Origin of the sequence: Streptomyces sp. NPDC059695, assembly GCF_042733785.1 — a bacterium.
Taxonomy (GTDB): domain Bacteria; phylum Actinomycetota; class Actinomycetes; order Streptomycetales; family Streptomycetaceae; genus Streptomyces.
The window spans coordinates 223087-239386 of sequence record NZ_JBHWFF010000012.1 but is presented as its reverse complement, the minus strand read 5'-3'; the positions used below and the strand labels follow the sequence as shown (position 1 = coordinate 239386).

At 73.8% G+C, this 16300-nt stretch carries 19 protein-coding genes; 17 read left to right on the top strand and 2 right to left on the bottom strand.

Annotation, left to right across the window (positions count from 1 at the left end):
• The first annotated feature begins 255 nt into the window (after nucleotides 1–255).
• The 5 genes from ACFV2S_RS17780 to ACFV2S_RS17760 all read left to right on the top strand — a co-directional run bounded on the left by ACFV2S_RS17780 (nucleotide 256) and on the right by ACFV2S_RS17760 (nucleotide 5027).
• Nucleotides 256–1719, top strand: a complete 1464-nt coding sequence (locus ACFV2S_RS17780) for an NAD(P)H-hydrate dehydratase (protein ID WP_385559472.1) — start codon at nucleotides 256–258, stop codon at nucleotides 1717–1719.
• Between the two features lie 189 nt (nucleotides 1720–1908).
• Complete coding sequence (gene alr, locus ACFV2S_RS17775) at nucleotides 1909–3057, top strand: alanine racemase (protein ID WP_385559469.1); 1149 nt, start codon at nucleotides 1909–1911, stop codon at nucleotides 3055–3057.
• Nucleotides 3058–3063: 6 nt separating this feature from the next.
• On the top strand, nucleotides 3064–4230 hold the full coding sequence (locus tag ACFV2S_RS17770; RefSeq protein ID WP_385559466.1) for an alpha/beta fold hydrolase: 1167 nt from the start codon (nucleotides 3064–3066) through the stop codon (nucleotides 4228–4230).
• 10 nt (nucleotides 4231–4240) lie between these two features.
• A complete protein-coding gene (tsaE, locus tag ACFV2S_RS17765) occupies nucleotides 4241–4762 on the top strand; it encodes a tRNA (adenosine(37)-N6)-threonylcarbamoyltransferase complex ATPase subunit type 1 TsaE (RefSeq protein ID WP_385559463.1) in 522 nt (173 codons plus the stop codon).
• 109 nt (nucleotides 4763–4871) lie between these two features.
• Nucleotides 4872–5027: a hypothetical protein gene (locus ACFV2S_RS17760; protein WP_385559460.1), complete on the top strand. Its 156-nt coding sequence runs from the start codon at nucleotides 4872–4874 to the stop codon at nucleotides 5025–5027.
• A 28-nt stretch (nucleotides 5028–5055) separates the two neighbouring features.
• On the opposite strand, the gene ACFV2S_RS17755 is transcribed toward ACFV2S_RS17760, so the two are convergent.
• Nucleotides 5056–5622, bottom strand: coding sequence for a hypothetical protein (locus ACFV2S_RS17755; RefSeq protein ID WP_385559457.1), 567 nt, complete (start codon nucleotides 5620–5622; stop codon nucleotides 5056–5058).
• A gap of 95 nt (nucleotides 5623–5717) precedes the next feature.
• Between ACFV2S_RS17755 and tsaB the strand changes: the two genes are divergently transcribed.
• The 8 genes from tsaB (at nucleotide 5718) to ACFV2S_RS17715 (ending at nucleotide 11562) form a co-directional block, all read left to right on the top strand.
• Nucleotides 5718–6374 (top strand): tRNA (adenosine(37)-N6)-threonylcarbamoyltransferase complex dimerization subunit type 1 TsaB, encoded by a 657-nt coding sequence (gene tsaB, locus ACFV2S_RS17750; protein ID WP_385559454.1) that lies wholly within the window; start codon nucleotides 5718–5720, stop codon nucleotides 6372–6374.
• A 23-nt stretch (nucleotides 6375–6397) separates the two neighbouring features.
• On the top strand, nucleotides 6398–6859 hold the full coding sequence (rimI, locus tag ACFV2S_RS17745; protein WP_383796949.1) for a ribosomal protein S18-alanine N-acetyltransferase: 462 nt from the start codon (nucleotides 6398–6400) through the stop codon (nucleotides 6857–6859).
• Nucleotides 6859–7956, top strand: a complete 1098-nt coding sequence (gene tsaD, locus ACFV2S_RS17740; protein ID WP_383796941.1) for a tRNA (adenosine(37)-N6)-threonylcarbamoyltransferase complex transferase subunit TsaD — start codon at nucleotides 6859–6861, stop codon at nucleotides 7954–7956. The genes rimI and tsaD overlap by 1 nt, the downstream gene beginning before the upstream one ends.
• An 11-nt stretch (nucleotides 7957–7967) precedes the next feature.
• The gene (locus ACFV2S_RS17735) at nucleotides 7968–8207 is read left to right on the top strand and encodes a hypothetical protein (protein ID WP_383796950.1); all 240 of its coding nucleotides are present in this window, start codon (nucleotides 7968–7970) and stop codon (nucleotides 8205–8207) included.
• 46 nt (nucleotides 8208–8253) lie between these two features.
• On the top strand, nucleotides 8254–9096 hold the full coding sequence (locus tag ACFV2S_RS17730) for a polysaccharide deacetylase family protein (protein WP_385559450.1): 843 nt from the start codon (nucleotides 8254–8256) through the stop codon (nucleotides 9094–9096).
• A 99-nt stretch (nucleotides 9097–9195) separates the two neighbouring features.
• The gene (locus ACFV2S_RS17725) at nucleotides 9196–9561 is read left to right on the top strand and encodes a YciI family protein (RefSeq protein WP_189800357.1); all 366 of its coding nucleotides are present in this window, start codon (nucleotides 9196–9198) and stop codon (nucleotides 9559–9561) included.
• Nucleotides 9562–9628: 67 nt separating this feature from the next.
• A complete protein-coding gene (locus ACFV2S_RS17720) occupies nucleotides 9629–10834 on the top strand; it encodes an RNA polymerase sigma factor (RefSeq protein ID WP_385559494.1) in 1206 nt (401 codons plus the stop codon).
• A gap of 62 nt (nucleotides 10835–10896) precedes the next feature.
• Entirely contained in the window at nucleotides 10897–11562 is a 666-nt protein-coding gene (locus ACFV2S_RS17715; RefSeq protein WP_385559446.1) for a hypothetical protein, read from the top strand.
• On the opposite strand, the gene ACFV2S_RS17710 is transcribed toward ACFV2S_RS17715, so the two are convergent.
• Nucleotides 11501–12682 (bottom strand): SAM-dependent methyltransferase, encoded by a 1182-nt coding sequence (locus ACFV2S_RS17710; RefSeq protein WP_385559443.1) that lies wholly within the window; start codon nucleotides 12680–12682, stop codon nucleotides 11501–11503. The genes ACFV2S_RS17715 and ACFV2S_RS17710 overlap by 62 nt on opposite strands.
• Nucleotides 12683–12791: 109 nt before the next feature.
• Here ACFV2S_RS17710 and ACFV2S_RS17705 point away from each other — a divergent pair, with 109 nt between their 5' ends.
• From ACFV2S_RS17705 to groL, 4 genes are all read left to right on the top strand, one after another.
• Entirely contained in the window at nucleotides 12792–13727 is a 936-nt protein-coding gene (locus ACFV2S_RS17705; protein WP_385559440.1) for a polysaccharide deacetylase family protein, read from the top strand.
• Nucleotides 13724–13978, top strand: a complete 255-nt coding sequence (locus ACFV2S_RS17700; protein ID WP_383796947.1) for a hypothetical protein — start codon at nucleotides 13724–13726, stop codon at nucleotides 13976–13978. The genes ACFV2S_RS17705 and ACFV2S_RS17700 overlap by 4 nt, the downstream gene beginning before the upstream one ends.
• Before the next feature lie 146 nt (nucleotides 13979–14124).
• Nucleotides 14125–14433, top strand: coding sequence for a co-chaperone GroES (groES, locus tag ACFV2S_RS17695; RefSeq protein ID WP_017239619.1), 309 nt, complete (start codon nucleotides 14125–14127; stop codon nucleotides 14431–14433).
• A 120-nt stretch (nucleotides 14434–14553) separates the two neighbouring features.
• Nucleotides 14554–16179, top strand: coding sequence for a chaperonin GroEL (groL, locus tag ACFV2S_RS17690; protein ID WP_383796948.1), 1626 nt, complete (start codon nucleotides 14554–14556; stop codon nucleotides 16177–16179).
• Nucleotides 16180–16300 lie beyond the last annotated feature (121 nt).

Genomic DNA, 16300 nt, shown 5'->3' with positions numbered 1-16300 from the left:
GCCCTGACCCGCACCACCTGGTGCGGCGTACTCGTGGTGCGGGCCAGGGCGCGGAACGCGGAGGCGCCGCGAGAAGGCGCCGTCCCGTGTGCCCACCCGTCCCGCCCAGCGGGACGATTGCCCACACGGCGGGCCCACCGGGCGCGGGCGAACGCCCGGCAGGGGCGCGGGCCCACGCGGGGGTGGGTGACGGCCCACGCGGGCGGTGGGGGTGCAACGGGGGCGGGTGCGGGGTGGAGCGGGCAGACTGCTGGCATGCGTATCGCCTATCGCGTCGACACCGTCCGCGCCGCCGAGGCCACCCTCATGGCGCGCCTTCCCGACGGCGCCCTCATGCAGCGGGCCGCCGCCGGGCTCGCCGCCGCGTGCTGCTCCCTGCTCGGGAAGGGGCGGGTGTACGGCGCCCGGGTGGTCCTGCTCGTCGGCAGCGGGGACAACGGCGGTGACGCCCTGTACGCCGGGGCCCGGCTCGCCCGGCGCGGCGCCGGGGTCACGGCGGTGCTGCTGGGCGACCGAGCCCACGAGGGCGGCCTCGCGGCGCTCCGGGCGGCGGGGGGACGGGTCGCCGACGAGCCCTTCGACGCCCTCGCGGGCGCCGACCTCGTCCTCGACGGCATCACCGGCATCGGCGGCCGCGGCGGCCTCCGCCCCGGCGCCGTGCCCGTCGCCCGGGCCGCGCGCGGCTCCGACGCGGTCGTCGTCGCCGTCGACCTGCCGAGCGGTGTCGACGCCGACACCGGGGAGGTCCACGGGGAGGCGCTGCCGGCGGACGCGACGATCACCTTCGGGGCGTACAAGCCGGGTCTGCTCGTCGACCCCGCGCGGGAGTACGCCGGTGCCCTCCGGCTCGTCGACATCGGGCTGGGTGCCGTCCTGCCCGGCGTGCCGGACCTGGAGGCGCTGCAGCACCAGGACGTGGCGTGGCTGCTGCCGGTGCCGGGCGCCGAGAGCGACAAGTACCGGCGCGGGGTCGTCGGCGTCGTCGCCGGTTCCACCCGCTATCCCGGCGCCGCCGTCCTCGCCGTCGCCGGTGCGCTGCGCGGCGGTGCGGGGGCCGTCCGGTACGTCGGGCCCGCCGGTGACACGGTCCTCGCCGCCCACCCGGAGACGCTCGTGCACTCCGGGCGGCCCGAGAAGGCCGGGCGCGTCCAGTCCTGGGTCGTGGGCCCGGGCCTCGGCGAGGGGCCCGGCGCCGCGGTCGCGGTCGCCGAGGTCCTCGCGACCGACGTGCCCGTCCTCGTCGACGCGGACGGACTGCGGGGCCTCGACCCGGCGGCCGTCCGGGGGCGCGGCGCGCCCACCCTGCTCACCCCGCACGCGGGCGAGGCGGCGGCGCTGCTCGGCGTCGCGCGGGAGGAGGTCGAGGCCGGGCGGCTCGCGGCGGTCCGCGAACTGGCGGGCCGGTTCGGCGCGACGGTGCTCCTGAAGGGGTCGACGACGCTGGTGTGCGGGCCGGACGGGAGCGCTCCGGTGCGGGTGAATCCGACCGGGACGTCCTGGCTGGCGACGGCGGGCAGCGGCGACGTCCTCTCCGGCCTGGCCGGCTCGCTCCTGGCGGCCGGGCTGCCGCCCCTGGACGCGGCGTCCTGCGCGGCCTACCTCCACGGGCTCGCCGCGCGACGGGCGTCGGAGGGGGGCGCGCCGGTGACGGCGACCGAGGTGGCGGACTCCCTGCGGGGCGCGTGGCGGGACGTCACGGAGGCCCAGGCGGTGGGGTGACCCGTCGGAGACGTCGTACCGCGCCGTCCCCGAGGCCGTGAGGGACGCTCGCCACGCCCGGCGGACGTCGTGGCCGCGTCTCTCCCGGCCTCGGGGACGTGCGGAAAATCGGGAGCGCCCTCCGTGAGGTGACCGGGTCTACATCGGGGGTAACCGGCCCGGTGGCCGACACCTGAGAGACTGGGCGCGATGACTGAGACACCTCCGCCCCCCAGGGCCCGCGCCGAGATCGACCTCGGCGCGCTGCGTGCGAACGTCCGCACGCTGCGCGCCCGCGTCGCCCCCCACGTCCGGATCATGGCCGTGGTCAAGGCCGACGCGTACGGACACGGCGCCCTGCGATGCGCCCGCGCCGCCCTGGAGGCGGGCGCGGACTGGCTCGGCACGGCCACCCCGGACGAGGCGCTCGCCCTGCGCGCCGCCGGGATCACGGACGTGCCCGTCATGTGCTGGCTCTGGACCCCGGGCGATCCCTGGGACCGGGGCATCGAGGCCGGTCTCGACATGTCCGTGAGCGGGATGTGGGCCCTGGAGGAGGTCGTCGAGGCCGCCCGGAAGGTCGGGCGGACGGCCAGGATCCAGCTCAAGGCCGACACCGGGCTGGGGCGCAACGGCTGCCAGCCCGCCGACTGGCCGGAGCTGGTCGGGGCCGCCCTGAAGGCCGAGGTCGACGGGCTCGTCAAGGTGACCGGCCTCTGGTCGCACTTCGCCTGCGCCGACGAGCCGGGCCACCCGTCCATCGCCGCGCAGCTCGCCGTCTTCCGCTCGCTGCTGGACCACGCCGAGAAGGCGGGCGTCCGGCCCGAGGTCCGGCACATCGCGAACTCGCCGGCCACCCTCACCCTGCCCGAGGCCCACTTCGACCTGGTCCGGCCCGGCATCGCGATGTACGGCGTCTCGCCGAGCCCCGAGCTCGGCACCTCCGCCGAGCTGGGTCTGCGGCCCGTGATGTCGCTCAGGGCGAGCGTCGCGCTGGTCAAGCACGTGCCCGCCGGGCACGGCGTGAGCTACGGGCACCACTACGTCACCGAGGGCGAGACCACCCTCGGGCTGGTGCCGCTGGGGTACGCCGACGGGATCCCCCGGCACGCCTCCGGCCGCGGGCCGGTCCTCGTCGCCGACCGGGTCCGCACGGTCGCCGGCCGCGTCGCCATGGACCAGTTCGTGGTCGACCTCGGCGGGGACACGCCCGAACCCGGCACGGAGGCCGTGCTCTTCGGGCCCGGTGACCGGGGCGAGCCGACCGCCGAGGACTGGGCGGTGGCCGCCGACACCATCGCGTACGAGATCGTCGCCCGGATCGGGGCGCGCGTCCCGCGCGTCTACCTCGGGGAGTAGCCGGCCGTGGCCGAGTCGAGCGGGGGCAGCAGCTGGCGGCGTGCCGGGTTCGCCGGCGCCGCGATAGGCGTCCTCGCGGCCGGGGCGGCCGCGGGAGTCGCCGTCGAGCGGCTCACGGTGGGCCGTTCCGTACGGCAGAAGGCCCGGCTCGCGCTGGACGCGACCGGCCCGTACGGCGGTCTGCGCGGCACCCCCGGGCGGGCGCTCGCCGACGACGGGACCGTCCTGTACTACGAGGTGGACGAGGTCGAGGCGGACGCCCCGGCCGCCCGTCGGCGCCGGCTCTTCGGACGCCGCGAACCCGCCCCCGTCACCGTCGTCTTCAGCCACGGCTACTGCCTCAACCAGGACTCCTGGCACTTCCAGCGGGCCGCCCTGCGCGGTCTCGTGCGCACCGTCCACTGGGACCAGCGCAGCCACGGCCGCTCCGGGCACGGGGCCTCGCAGACGGGGGCCGAACCGGTGCCCGTCTCGATCGACCGGCTGGGCCGCGACCTCAAGGCCGTCCTCGACGCGGCGGCGCCCGAGGGGCCGCTCGTCCTGGTGGGGCACTCGATGGGCGGCATGACGGTGATGGCGCTCGCCGAGCAGTACCCGGAGCTGATCCGCGACCGGGTCGTCGGCGTCGCTCTCGTCGGCACCTCGGCGGGGAAGCTCGGGGAGGTGACCTACGGGCTGCCGCTCGCCGGCGTGAACGCCGTCAGGCGGGTCCTGCCGGGCGTCCTGCGGGCCCTCGGCTCGCAGGCCGAGCTGGTCGAGCGCGGACGGCGGGCGACCGCCGACCTCTTCGCCGGGCTGATCAAGAAGTACTCGTTCGCCTCGAAGGACGTGGACCCGGCGGTGGCGCGCTTCGCGGAGCGGATGATCGAGTCGACGCCGATCGACGTGGTCGCCGCCTTCTACCCGGCCTTCGCCGAGCACGACAAGGCCGAGGCCCTCGCCGCCTTCGGCGCGCTGCCGGTGCTCGCGCTCGCCGGGGACAACGACCTGGTCACCCCCAGCTCGCACACCGAGGCCATCGCCGCCCTGCTGCCGGACGCGGAGCTGGTCATCGTCCCGGACGCGGGCCATCTGGTGATGCTGGAGCACCCCGAGGCGGTCACGGACCGGCTCGCCGACCTGCTGGTGCGGGCCGGAGCCGTCCCGGCCGGGGAGGCCTTCCGCACGCGCTAGGTTTGCGGGTATGGAAGCAGCGCACCAGCCCCTCTCCGGCGCCACCCAGCCCCTCTCCGGCGCCACCCTCTCCGTCGAGTCCCCGCAGCAGATGCAGGAGCTCGGCCGCCGGCTCGCGAAGATCCTCCGCCCCGGCGACCTCGTCATGCTCACCGGTGAGCTCGGAGCCGGGAAGACCACCCTGACCCGCGGCCTCGGCGAGGGACTCGGCGTGCGCGGTGCCGTCACCTCCCCGACCTTCGTCATCGCCCGCGTCCACCCCTCCCTGACCGGCGGTCCGGCCCTGGTCCACGTCGACGCGTACCGCCTCGGCGGCGGCCTCGACGAGATGGAGGACCTCGACCTGGACGTCTCGCTGCCCGAGTCCGTGGTCGTCGTCGAGTGGGGTGACGGCAAGGTCGAGGAGCTGACCGACGACCGGCTGCACCTCCTCATCCACCGGGTGACCGGCGACACCGACGACGACCGGCGCACGGTCGTGCTGCGCGGGATCGGCGCGCGCTGGGCCGAGGAGGACCTGGAGCTGCTCTGAACCACGTATGTTCCGACAACGTGTCGGGAAGGTGTTGCGTGGGCCGCTCGTGCCGTGGTCACATGGAGGCACGAGCTGGTTAGGTGTACCTAACCTACGGGAGGCATGCATGGCGACGCCCGAACGCGCGGAACCCGTCCGGGACCACGTCTCGATGAGTGAGCTGCTCGCGTCCTGCGCGGCGGCCCGCGTCCTCTCGACCCCGCCGCCGGCCGAGCCCGGAGAACACGAAGAGGCGGAGCCCGTACGGGACGAAGCCGCCTAGGGCCGGTCCGGCCCTGGAAAAGGGCGTCTCAGCCGACGACGACGACCTTCGCGCCGATCACCGCGAACGTCCAGAGCGCGTCGCCGTCGGCGCGCTTCATCCGGATGCCGCCGGTCTTCCGCGCCGGGTCCGGGGACGGCGTCGAGCCGTCCACCGCCGCGCTGAAGCCGATCGCCACGTCCTCGGCCGTCGCGAACCGCACCACGTGCTCGATCTGCACCCCGTCCGAGCCGCGCACCGAACCCGAGCGCGAGGTCACCGCGTACGCCCCCGGCACCGGGTCGACCGTGCTCGGCCACACCGTGAACGTCCGGGTCGCCTTGCCCTTCCCGTCCACGAGCCACACCCGGCGGTCCGACAGCGCGTACACGACCCGCTCGCCGGTGCCCGAGTTCGCGGGGACGGCCAGGGGGTTCCGGGCGGGCTGCTTCGGGCCGCCGCTGGGCGACACCGAGGGGGCGGCCGTGCCCGGCGTCCGCGGCTTCACCGACAGATCGGCGGGCGCGTTCGCCGAGGCCTGGTAGGCGAGGACGCCGACCGCGACGACGGCCGCCGCGGTGAGCCCGGCCACGAATCCCGAGCTGCTCCTTGCCACCGTGCCCACCTCTCGTACGAACGTATCGAGGGTGACGGTAGCAGCCGCCGCCCCGAGGTTCGGGGCACCGTGCCCGGGAGCCGTAGGCTGTTCGCGTGCTGTTGCTCGCCATGGATACCGCCACCCCCGCCGTCACCGTCGCCCTCCACGACGGCGAGGCCGTCGTCGCCTCGTCGAGTCAGGTCGACGCCCGCCGCCACGGGGAACTGCTGCTGCCCGCCGTCGACCGGGTCCTCCACGAGGCCGGTCTGAAGCTCGACGCGGTCACCGGGATCGTCGTCGGCGTCGGCCCCGGCCCGTACACCGGCCTCCGCGTCGGCCTCGTCACGGCCGCCGCCTTCTCGTCCGCGCTCGGCGTGCCCGTGCACGGCCTGTGCACCCTCGACGGCCTCGCGTACGCCTCCGGGATCGACGAGCCCTTCGCCGTCGCGACGGACGCGCGCCGCAAGGAGGTCTACTGGGCGCGGTACGAGGACTCCCGCACCCGGGTGGGCGACGCCGCCGTCGACCGGCCCGCCGACATCGCCGGGTCCCTCGCCGGGCTCCCCGTCGTCGGCGCGGGCGCCCGTCTCTACCCCGAGGCCTTCCCGGACGCCCGCGACCCCGAGCACCAGTCGGCCGCCGCGCTCGCCGGGCTCGCGGCCGAGCGGCTGGCCGCGGGCGGGGACGGCTTCCTCGACCCGCTGCCGATGTACCTGCGCCGCCCCGACGCGCAGGTGCCGAAGAACTACAAGGTGGTCACCCCCACGTGACCGGCGCCGCGGAACTGCGCGAGATGCGCTGGTGGGACATCGAACCGGTGCTCGCCCTGGAGGGCGAGCTGTTCCCCGAGGACGCCTGGTCGGCGGGGATGTTCTGGTCCGAGCTCGCGCACTCCCGGGGACCGGGCGCCACCCGCCGGTACGTCGTCGCGGAGGACACCGACGGCGCGCTCGTCGGGTACGCCGGGCTCGCCGCCGCCGGCGGTCTCGGTGACGTGCAGACGATCGCCGTCTCGCGCGACCAGTGGGGCACCGGCCTCGGCGCCCGGCTCCTCACCGACCTGCTCCAGCACGCCACCGCCTTCGAGTGCGACGAGGTCCTGCTCGAAGTGCGCGTGGACAACACCCGGGCCCAGAAGCTCTACGAGCGCTTCGGCTTCGAGCCCATCGGTTTCCGGCGCGGCTACTACCAGCCCGGAAACGTCGACGCGCTCGTGATGCGACTGACCGTCCAAGGAACCGGAACCGATATCTGATGGCTGCTGACGAACCCCTGGTGCTCGGCATCGAGACCTCCTGCGACGAGACCGGCGTCGGCATCGTCCACGGGACCACGCTCCTCGCCGACGCGATCGCCTCCAGCGTCGACACCCACGCCCGCTTCGGCGGCGTCGTGCCGGAGATCGCCTCCCGCGCCCACCTGGAGGCCATGGTCCCGACGATCGAGCGCGCCCTGAAGACGGCCGGGATCTCCGCGAAGGACCTCGACGGCATCGCCGTCACCGCCGGACCCGGTCTCGCGGGCGCCCTGCTCGTCGGCGTCTCCGCGGCCAAGGCGTACGCCTACGCCCTCGGCAAGCCGCTGTACGGCGTCAACCACCTGGCCTCGCACATCTGCGTGGACCAGCTGGAGCACGGCAAGCTGCCCGAGCCGACGATGGCCCTGCTGGTCTCCGGCGGACACTCCTCGCTGCTGCTCTCCTCCGACATCACCTCCGACGTGAAGCCGATGGGCGCCACCATCGACGACGCGGCCGGCGAGGCCTTCGACAAGATCGCCCGCGTGCTCGACCTCGGCTTCCCCGGCGGACCGGTCATCGACCGGCTCGCCAAGGAGGGCGACCCGGCGGCGATCGCCTTCCCGCGCGGCCTCAGCGGCTCCCGCGACCCCGCCTACGACTTCTCCTTCTCCGGCCTCAAGACCGCCGTGGCCCGCTGGATCGAGGCCAAGCGGGCGGCCGGCGAGGACGTGCCCGTGCGGGACGTGGCCGCGTCCTTCCAGGAGGCGGTCGTCGACGTCCTCACCCGCAAGGCCGTCCGGGCCTGCAAGGACGAGGGCGTCGACCACCTGATGATCGGCGGCGGCGTCGCCGCCAACTCGCGGCTGCGGGCCCTCGCCCAGGAGCGCTGCGAGCGTGCCGGGATCCGGCTGCGGGTGCCCCGTCCGGGCCTGTGCACGGACAACGGCGCGATGGTCGCGGCGCTCGGCTCCGAGATGGTCGCCCGCAACCGGCCGGCCTCGGACCTGGAGCTGTCGGCGGACTCGTCGCTGCCGGTGACGGACCCGCACGTGCCGGGAGCCCACCACCACGATCACGTGCACGAGGTCAGCAAGGAGAACCTGTACTCGTGAGGCTCACGCTCATGTGGGAGGCCAGGGCCGCCCGGGGCAGGGGCGCCGAGCTCCTGGAGTGGGCGCGGGCGCGGGTCCTGGCGCGTGAGCCGGTCCGTCGGGAGATCTTCCGGGCCCCGCAGGACCGGGTCCTCGTCCTGACCTGGTGGGAGGCGGAGACCTTCGACGCCGAGCTGCCCGAGCTGCCGGAGCCGGACGCGGAGCTGATCACCCGTCCGGTCCACCGCTGGCGATTCGAATCGGTCGAATAAGCGAGCGTCGAGCAACCTTTCGACTCCGTCGGGCATCCCACAGCGCGTGAAGAAGACGATCGCGCTGTGGGGGGCCCTGACCGCCGCCGCCCTCCTGGTGACCGGCTGCACCGTGGACGAGCCCGCCGCCGCCCAGACCCCCGCCCCGGCGAGGACGACCACGCCCGCGGCCGGGCAGAAGGCACCCGAGGACCCCGCGGCCGTCACGGCCGCCGCGTACCGGAAGTGGGGCCTGAAGCCCTTCGCCGCCCCGCCCGCCCCGCCCGCGGTCAAGCCGGTGGTCCGCCCGGCCGGCGGTCCGGTGCCCGTCATCAGCGAGATACCCACCCGCGAGAAGATCGTCTTCCTCACGATCGACGACGGGGCGGAGAAGGACCCCGGCTTCGTCCGGATGATGAAGGACCTCAAGGTCCCGTTCACGATGTTCCTCACGGACGCGGCGATCCGCGCCGACTACCCGTACTTCGAGCCCCTGATCGCCCAGGGCCACGGCCTCGCCAACCACACCCTGACCCACCCCAACCTGCGCACCCTCGGCCCGGAGGCCCAGCGCCGGGAGATATGCGGCCAGCAGACGAGGCTGAAGGAGCGGTACGGCACCACTCCGCGGCTCTTCCGGCCGCCGTACGGCAACTGGAACGAGGCCACGCGCGCGGCGGCGGGGGAGTGCGGCGTCGACGCGATCGTGCTGTGGCGCGAGTCCATGCAGATCAAGAACATGCAGTACCAGCGCGGCGACCGGAAGCTGCACCCCGGCGACATCATCCTGGCCCACTTCCGCGGACCGTCCGAGCTCAAGGGCCGCACCATGACCGAGATGACGGCCACCATGCTGCGCCGGATCCAGGACCAGGGCTTCACCGTGGCCCGCCTGGAGGACTACGTCTAGAAACTTCTCCGGGCGCGGTGTCGATGCGGGCCCGGCCCGTTCGACGTATGTGTGGACGGCGGGGAACGGCCCCGCCCACCGCACCACCGAGGAGTCGTCATGCCCCGCTTCCTGTCCCTCGTCCGCATCGAGGAGAACACCATCGACATGGAGAGCGCCGATCCCGGCTTCGAGCAGCGCATGGGCGCCCTCTTCGAGGAGATCACCAAGGCCGGGGCCATGGTGGACACGGCCGGCCTCAGGCCGACCGCCGAGGCCACCCGGATCACCTGGTCGGACGGCAGCCTGTCCTTCACCGACGGCCCGTTCACCGAGACCAAGGAGGTCGTCGGCGGCTACGCGATGCTCCAGTGCAAGGACATGGCCGAGGCCGTCGAGTGGGGCAAGCGGTTCCTCGCCGTCCACCCGCCGCACTGGAAGGTCGGCCTGGAGGTCCGCGAGGTCGAGGAGATGCCGGAGGGCTGACCCTCGCCGTGGTGTCATGTGACCTGTGACGGCCACGGTGGAGAGCACGCTGGAGACGGTCTTCCGGATGGAGTCGGCGCGGATCATCGCCACGGTGGCGCGGATCGTCCGGGACGTCGGCATCGCCGAGGAGATCGCCCAGGACGCGCTCGTCTCCGCCCTGGAGCAGTGGCCGCGGTCGGGCGTCCCGGAACGGCCGGGCGCCTGGCTGACGGCCGCCGCGAAGCACCGCGCCGTCGACCTCGTACGGCGCCGCGAGACGTACGCGCGCAAGCTCGCCGAGGTCGGCCGGACGCTCTCGGAGGAGTCGTACGACCCCGAGCCGTCCGGCCCGGGGGACATCGACGACGACGTGCTCCGGCTCGTCTTCACCGCCTGCCATCCCGTGCTCTCCGCCGAGGCCCGCGCGGCGCTCACGCTGCGGCTCGTCGGCGGGCTGCGCACGGACGAGATCGCCCGCGCCTTCCTCGTGCCGGAGGCGACGGTCGCGGCCCGGATCACCCGGGCCAAGCGGACGCTCGCGAAGGCGGGCGTCGAGTTCGAGGTGCCGTACGGGGAGGACCGGGCCGCCCGGCTCGGATCCGTCCTGGAGGTCGTCTACCTGATCTTCAACGAGGGGTACGCGGCGACCGCGGGCGACGACCTGCTGCGCCCCGGGCTCTGCGAGGACGCGCTGCGGCTCGCCCGCGGCCTGGCCGCCCTCATGCCGGGGGAGGGCGAGGTGCACGGCCTCGCCGCCCTCCTCGAACTGCAGGCCTCCCGGACGGCGGCCAGGACCGGGCCCGGCGGGGAGCCGGTGCTCCTCGCCGACCAGAACCGGAGCCGCTGGAACCGGCTCCTCGTCCGGCGCGGGTTCGCCGCCCTGGAACGGGCCGGCGACGGCCGCTCCTACGGCCCGTACGCCCTCCAGGCCGCGATCGCCGCCTGCCACGCCCGCGCCGGCTCGTACGAGGCCACGGACTGGGCGACCATCGCGGCGCTGTACGGACGGCTCGGCACCCTCGCGCCGTCCCCCGTGGTCGAGCTGAACCGTGCGGTCGCCGTGTCGATGACCGAGGGCCCCGCGGCGGCGCTCGTGCTCGTCGACGCCCTGGCCGCCGAACCGGCCCTGGCCCGCTACCACCTGCTGCCGAGCGTCCGCGGCGATCTGCTCGCCCGGCTCGGCAGGACGGCGGAGGCCCGGAAGGAGTTCGAGCGGGCGGCCGCGCTCACGCGGAACGAGAGCGAGCGGGCTCTGCTGCTCGGCCGGGCGCGCAATCCGGTCGGCACGTAGGGGAGTCGGGGTGACGGGGGTGCCCGGTCCTCCCGGCGCGGGGCCGCCTTAGGGTGCTGGACATGTCCCCACGCACCCCGCTACCGCCCCCGCCCCCGCCCGCCGAGCTCCGGAGCTGGCCCGACCGGGAGGCGCTGCTCGCCGACCGGGCGGCGGCGCTCGACGCGCTCGGCACGCGGCTGATGGGCGGCGGGCGGCTCGCGCTGTTCGTGCTCTGGTTCCTCCTGCTCGAACTGGGCTGGTCGCTGACCGGCGTGCTGATCGTCGCGCTCGGCGCGCCGCTCGTCGATCCGATGACGACGATGCTCGGGCTCTTCGCGGTCGTCCCCGGCATCGGCGCCATGGTCCCGGCCGTGTGGCTGACCGTCCGCGGCCTGCGGCGCGACCGGATCGTGCGGGACCGCCTCGTCCTGTGGGCGGCCCTCGACCGGCACGGCCCGACGGACGCCCGGCTGCGGGCCCCCGCGCTCAGCGCCGTGTGGCTGGTGCTGTCCTTCGCGATGTGCGCGGTCGGTCTCTGGCTGGGCTTCGCGGTCCCGGCGGAGGCCGGCCCCGACGACGGCTACGGCTTCGTCGTGTACGGCATGGGGGCCGCCCTGATCCTCTGGGTCACCGGTCTCACCGGCCTGGCGAAGGCCGTCGGTCACTACCGCTTCGCGCTGCGCCTCAACGGCCCCCGTGAGCCGGCCGGCCGATCAGCATCGTCGGGGCGCCCGCGACCCGAGTGAGCAGGACGGTCGCCGCGTTGGGGCCCTTCGGCTTCACCTTCCGCCGGATCTCCTCGGGTTCGACCGCGGAGCCCCGCTTCTTCACGGTGAGGGTGCCGACCTCGCGCTCCCGCAGCAGGGCCTTCAACTTCTTCAGGTTGAAGGGGAGTTCGTCCGTGATCTCGTACGCGGCGGCGTACGGGGTGGGGACGAGCGCGTCCGCCGTGACGTACGCGATCGTCTCGTCGATCAGGCCGCCGTCCAGGTCCTCGGCCACCTCGGCGACGAGGTGCGCGCGGATCACGGCGCCGTCCGGCTCGTAGAGGTAGCGGCCGACCCGGCGGACCGCCGGGTCGGGCAGTCCCCGGCCGAGGAGCCCGGCGCCGGAGGGCAGCAGGGTGGCCCGGCGGGCGCCCGGCTCCGTGCCGAACCAGAGCACGGCCTCCTTCACGTCGCCGCCGTCCGAGATCCACTCGGCCTCGGCCCCCTCGGGCACCGCCTCGTGCGGGATGCCGGGCGCCACCTTCAGCGCGGCGTGCGGGGCCCTGAGGGCCGCCTCGATCGCCCAGGACAGCGGCGGGGAGTACGCCTCGGGGTCGAAGATCCTGCCCCGGCCGCCGCGCCGCGCGGGGTCGACGAAGACCGCGTCGTACGGGCTCGTGTCGATCTCGGTCACGTCCGCGCACCGCACCTCGATCAGCTCCGCCAGGCCGAGCGCCGCCGCGTTGGCCCGGACGGTCTCGGCGGTCAGCGGGTCCCGGTCGACGGCGAGGACGGAGATCCCGGCGCGGGCGAGGGCGATCGCGTCGCCGCCGATCCCGGAGCAGAGGTCCGCGACGCTGCCGACGCCCAGCGCCTTCAGCCGGGCCGCCCGGTGGGCGGCGACCGAGGCGCGGGTCGACTGCTCGACGCCGTGCGGCGTGAAGTACATCCGGTACGCGTCCTCGGCGCCGAACTTCGCCACCGCCCGCTGCCGCAGCCGTGCCTGGCCGAGAGCGGCGCTCACGAGCTCGGCGGGGTGGTCGCGGCGCAGCCGGGAGGCGATCGCCAGCTCCTGCGCGGGGTCGTAGTCGCGCAGGGCGGCGAGGAGCGTCTGTCCCTCGGGGGCGAGCAGGGCGGCGAAGGAGGCGAGGTCGTTCACCCGTCCCATTCTGGGCCCTGGGAGGCAGTGGGCCGGCCGGGGGACGGTGGGCGCGGTACGGCGGTGTCGCGCCCCGGAAGGGCCACCGGCGCTGACAGGATGCGGCGCCATGCAGCTCGTACGACAAAAGGAACAGATGATGGCACACGGCGCACATCGCTCCCGTCGGACGCTCGGGGCGGCGCTCGCCGTGGCCGCCCTCGCCTCCGCCGCCACGGCCTGCTCCGGCAGCGCCGAACCCCCGCGCGGCGCCCCCGCCCCCGCCGCCGGGCAGCAGGCCCCGGCCGCGGCCGGCGCCCTGAACGCGTACGTCGAGAAGGTCCGTGCCCAGCGCGCCGCCCGCGTGCTCGCCGCCAAGAAGTGGGGCCTCGCGAAACCCCCGCTCGAAGCGCCGGCCCCGCCCGCCGTCAAACCGAAGATCACCACCCGCAAGGGCTTCGAGACGGACGGCGAGGGACTCCCGCCCGTCTTCACCACCGTGCCGACCAAGCAGAAGGTCGTCTTCTTGACGATCGACGACGGCGCCGACAAGGACCCCGAGCTGCTGCGGATGATGAAGGACCTGCGGATCCCCTACAGCGCCTTCCTCAGCGACTACGTCGTCAACGACGACTACGGCTACTTCGCGAAGATGCAGAAGAACGGCGTCACCCTGAACAACCACACGCTCAACCACCGCTACCTGCCCGCGCTCTCGTACAGCGCGCAGAAGCGCGAGATCTGCGGCATGCAGGACATCATCCAGAAGCAGTTCGGCACCCGGCCCTCGATCTTCCGGCCGCCCTACGGCAACTACAACGAGGACACCCTGCGCGCCGCGCGGTCCTGCGGCGTCAAGGCGGTCCCGCTCTGGGCCGCCGAGGCCTTCCCCGACCACATGGAGTGGCGCGAGTGGGACCAGGACCTGCACCCCGGCGACATCGTGCTCACCCACTTCCGGGGCAAGGAGGACTGGAAGGGCACCATGCCGGACATGATCCGCAGGGTGATGAACGTGATCACGTCCAAGGGGTACGCGGTCGCGAAGCTCGAGGACTACGTGTGAGAGCCGGGGCGCGGCTCTGGCCCGCCGCGCTGACCGCGGCGGGCGCCCTCCTCGCCCTCACCGCCTGCGCCTCCTCCGTGGACCCGATCGAACGGCTCGGCCGGAAGGCCGCGGAGGGGGTGAGCCACCGGCCCGAGCCGGCCGCACCCGTACGGGCGGCGGTGGACGCGAAGACCTGCGCGGGGGTGGGAGCACCCCGTACGGTCACGCCACAGAGCGAGGAATTGGCACTCCGCTTGACCGAGTGCTAATCGCGGTCATAGTCTCGGCTCTGGCACTCCCCACCGGAGAGTGCCAACACAGCGACGGGCAGGTCCGGCACCCGCGACGACGGATCCACCTGGTCGCCACCTCAGACAGTTAACCCCGTGAGATCTCCGAAGGGGGAGGTCGGATCGTGACGACCACCAGCTCCAAGGTTGCCATCAAGCCGCTCGAGGACCGCATTGTGGTCCAGCCGCTCGACGCCGAGCAGACCACCGCCTCTGGCCTGGTCATTCCGGACACCGCCAAGGAGAAGCCCCAGGAGGGCGTCGTCCTGGCCGTGGGCCCGGGCCGCTTCGAGAACGGCGAGCGTCTGCCGCTCGACGTCAAGACCGGCGACATCGTGCTGTACAGCAAGTACGGCGGCACCGAGGTGAAGTACAACGGCGAGGAGTACCTCGTCCTCTCGGCTCGCGACGTGCTCGCGATCGTCGAGAAGTAATTCACCGAAGTACCGAAGTACCTGAAGCAGATGCTTTGAGCTGCGCCCCGAGGCCCCTTTTCCCAGGCGCCCCGGGGCGCGGTTCGTTCCACCCGATTCCGAGAGGGCTGAACCGCTCCCATGGCGAAGATCCTGAAGTTCGACGAGGACGCCCGTCGCGCCCTTGAGCGCGGCGTCAACAAGCTTGCCGACACGGTGAAGGTGACGATCGGCCCCAAGGGCCGCAACGTCGTCATCGACAAGAAGTTCGGCGCCCCCACCATCACCAACGACGGTGTCACGATCGCCCGCGAGGTCGAGATCGAGGACCCGTACGAGAACCTCGGCGCGCAGCTCGTGAAGGAGGTGGCGACCAAGACCAACGACATCGCGGGTGACGGCACCACCACCGCCACCGTGCTCGCCCAGGCCCTGGTCCGCGAGGGTCTGCGCAACGTCGCCGCCGGCGCCTCCCCGGCCGCCCTGAAGAAGGGCATCGACGCCGCCGTCAAGGCCGTCTCCGACGAGCTGCTCGCCACCGCGCGCCCGATCGAGGACAAGTCCGACATCGCCGCCGTCGCCGCGCTCTCCGCGCAGGACCAGCAGGTCGGCGAGCTCATCGCCGAGGCCATGGACAAGGTCGGCAAGGACGGTGTCATCACCGTCGAGGAGTCCAACACCTTCGGCCTGGAGCTCGACTTCACCGAGGGCATGGCCTTCGACAAGGGCTACCTGTCCCCGTACATGGTGACCGACCAGGAGCGTATGGAGGCCGTCCTCGACGACCCGTACATCCTGATCAACCAGGGCAAGATCTCCTCGATCCAGGACCTGCTGCCCATCCTGGAGAAGGTCATCCAGGCCGGCGCCGGCAAGCCGCTGCTGATCATCGCCGAGGACGTCGAGGGCGAGGCGCTCTCCACCCTCGTCGTCAACAAGATCCGTGGCACCTTCAACGCCGTGGCCGTCAAGGCCCCCGGCTTCGGTGACCGCCGCAAGGCCATGCTCGGCGACATCGCCACCCTCACCGGTGCGACCGTCATCGCCGAGGAGGTCGGCCTCAAGCTCGACCAGGCCGGTCTCGACGTGCTCGGCACCGCCCGCCGCGTCACCATCACCAAGGACGACACCACCATCGTCGACGGTGGCGGCGACTCGTCCGAGGTGCAGGGCCGCGTCAACCAGATCAAGGCCGAGATCGAGTCCACGGACTCCGACTGGGACCGCGAGAAGCTCCAGGAGCGCCTCGCGAAGCTCGCCGGCGGCGTGTGCGTCATCAAGGTCGGCGCCGCCACCGAGGTGGAGCTGAAGGAGAAGAAGCACCGTCTGGAGGACGCCATCTCCGCGACCCGCGCCGCGGTCGAGGAGGGCATCGTCTCCGGTGGTGGCTCCGCGCTCGTCCACGCCGTCAAGGTCCTCGAGGGCAACCTCGACAAGACCGGCGACGAGGCCACCGGTGTCGCGGTCGTCCGCCGCGCCGCCGTCGAGCCGCTGCGCTGGATCGCCGAGAACGCCGGCCTCGAGGGCTACGTCATCACCTCGAAGGTGGCGGAGCTCGACAAGGGCCAGGGCTTCAACGCCGCGACCGGCGAGTACGGCGACCTGGTCAAGGCCGGCGTCATCGACCCGGTGAAGGTGACGCGCTCCGCCCTGGAGAACGCCGCCTCGATCGCCTCCCTCCTCCTCACCACCGAGACCCTCGTGGTGGAGAAGAAGGAAGAGGAGCCGGCGGACCACGGCCACGGCGGCCACGGCCACTCCCACTGAGGCAGCTGACCGAACCACCGAGGCCCCGGGGGCGCCCCGCGGGGGGGCCCCGGCGGGGGGGGGGGGGCGGGGGCCCCCCCCCCCGGGGGGGGGGGGGGGTTGAAAAAAAAAGACGCCCCCA

Coding starts and splice junctions, on each gene's coding strand:
- tsaD (WP_383796941.1), top strand. CDS start 6,859: ATGGCTGCTGACGAACCCCTGGTGCTCGGCATCGAGACCTCCTGCGAC.
- ACFV2S_RS17720 (WP_385559494.1), top strand. CDS start 9,629: ATGGAGTCGGCGCGGATCATCGCCACGGTGGCGCGGATCGTCCGGGAC.
- ACFV2S_RS17705 (WP_385559440.1), top strand. CDS start 12,792: ATGCAGCTCGTACGACAAAAGGAACAGATGATGGCACACGGCGCACAT.
- alr (WP_385559469.1), top strand. CDS start 1,909: ATGACTGAGACACCTCCGCCCCCCAGGGCCCGCGCCGAGATCGACCTC.
- groL (WP_383796948.1), top strand. CDS start 14,554: ATGGCGAAGATCCTGAAGTTCGACGAGGACGCCCGTCGCGCCCTTGAG.
- tsaE (WP_385559463.1), top strand. CDS start 4,241: ATGGAAGCAGCGCACCAGCCCCTCTCCGGCGCCACCCAGCCCCTCTCC.
- ACFV2S_RS17780 (WP_385559472.1), top strand. CDS start 256: ATGCGTATCGCCTATCGCGTCGACACCGTCCGCGCCGCCGAGGCCACC.
- ACFV2S_RS17725 (WP_189800357.1), top strand. CDS start 9,196: ATGCCCCGCTTCCTGTCCCTCGTCCGCATCGAGGAGAACACCATCGAC.
- ACFV2S_RS17715 (WP_385559446.1), top strand. CDS start 10,897: ATGTCCCCACGCACCCCGCTACCGCCCCCGCCCCCGCCCGCCGAGCTC.
- ACFV2S_RS17735 (WP_383796950.1), top strand. CDS start 7,968: ATGTGGGAGGCCAGGGCCGCCCGGGGCAGGGGCGCCGAGCTCCTGGAG.
- rimI (WP_383796949.1), top strand. CDS start 6,398: ATGCGCTGGTGGGACATCGAACCGGTGCTCGCCCTGGAGGGCGAGCTG.
- ACFV2S_RS17760 (WP_385559460.1), top strand. CDS start 4,872: ATGGCGACGCCCGAACGCGCGGAACCCGTCCGGGACCACGTCTCGATG.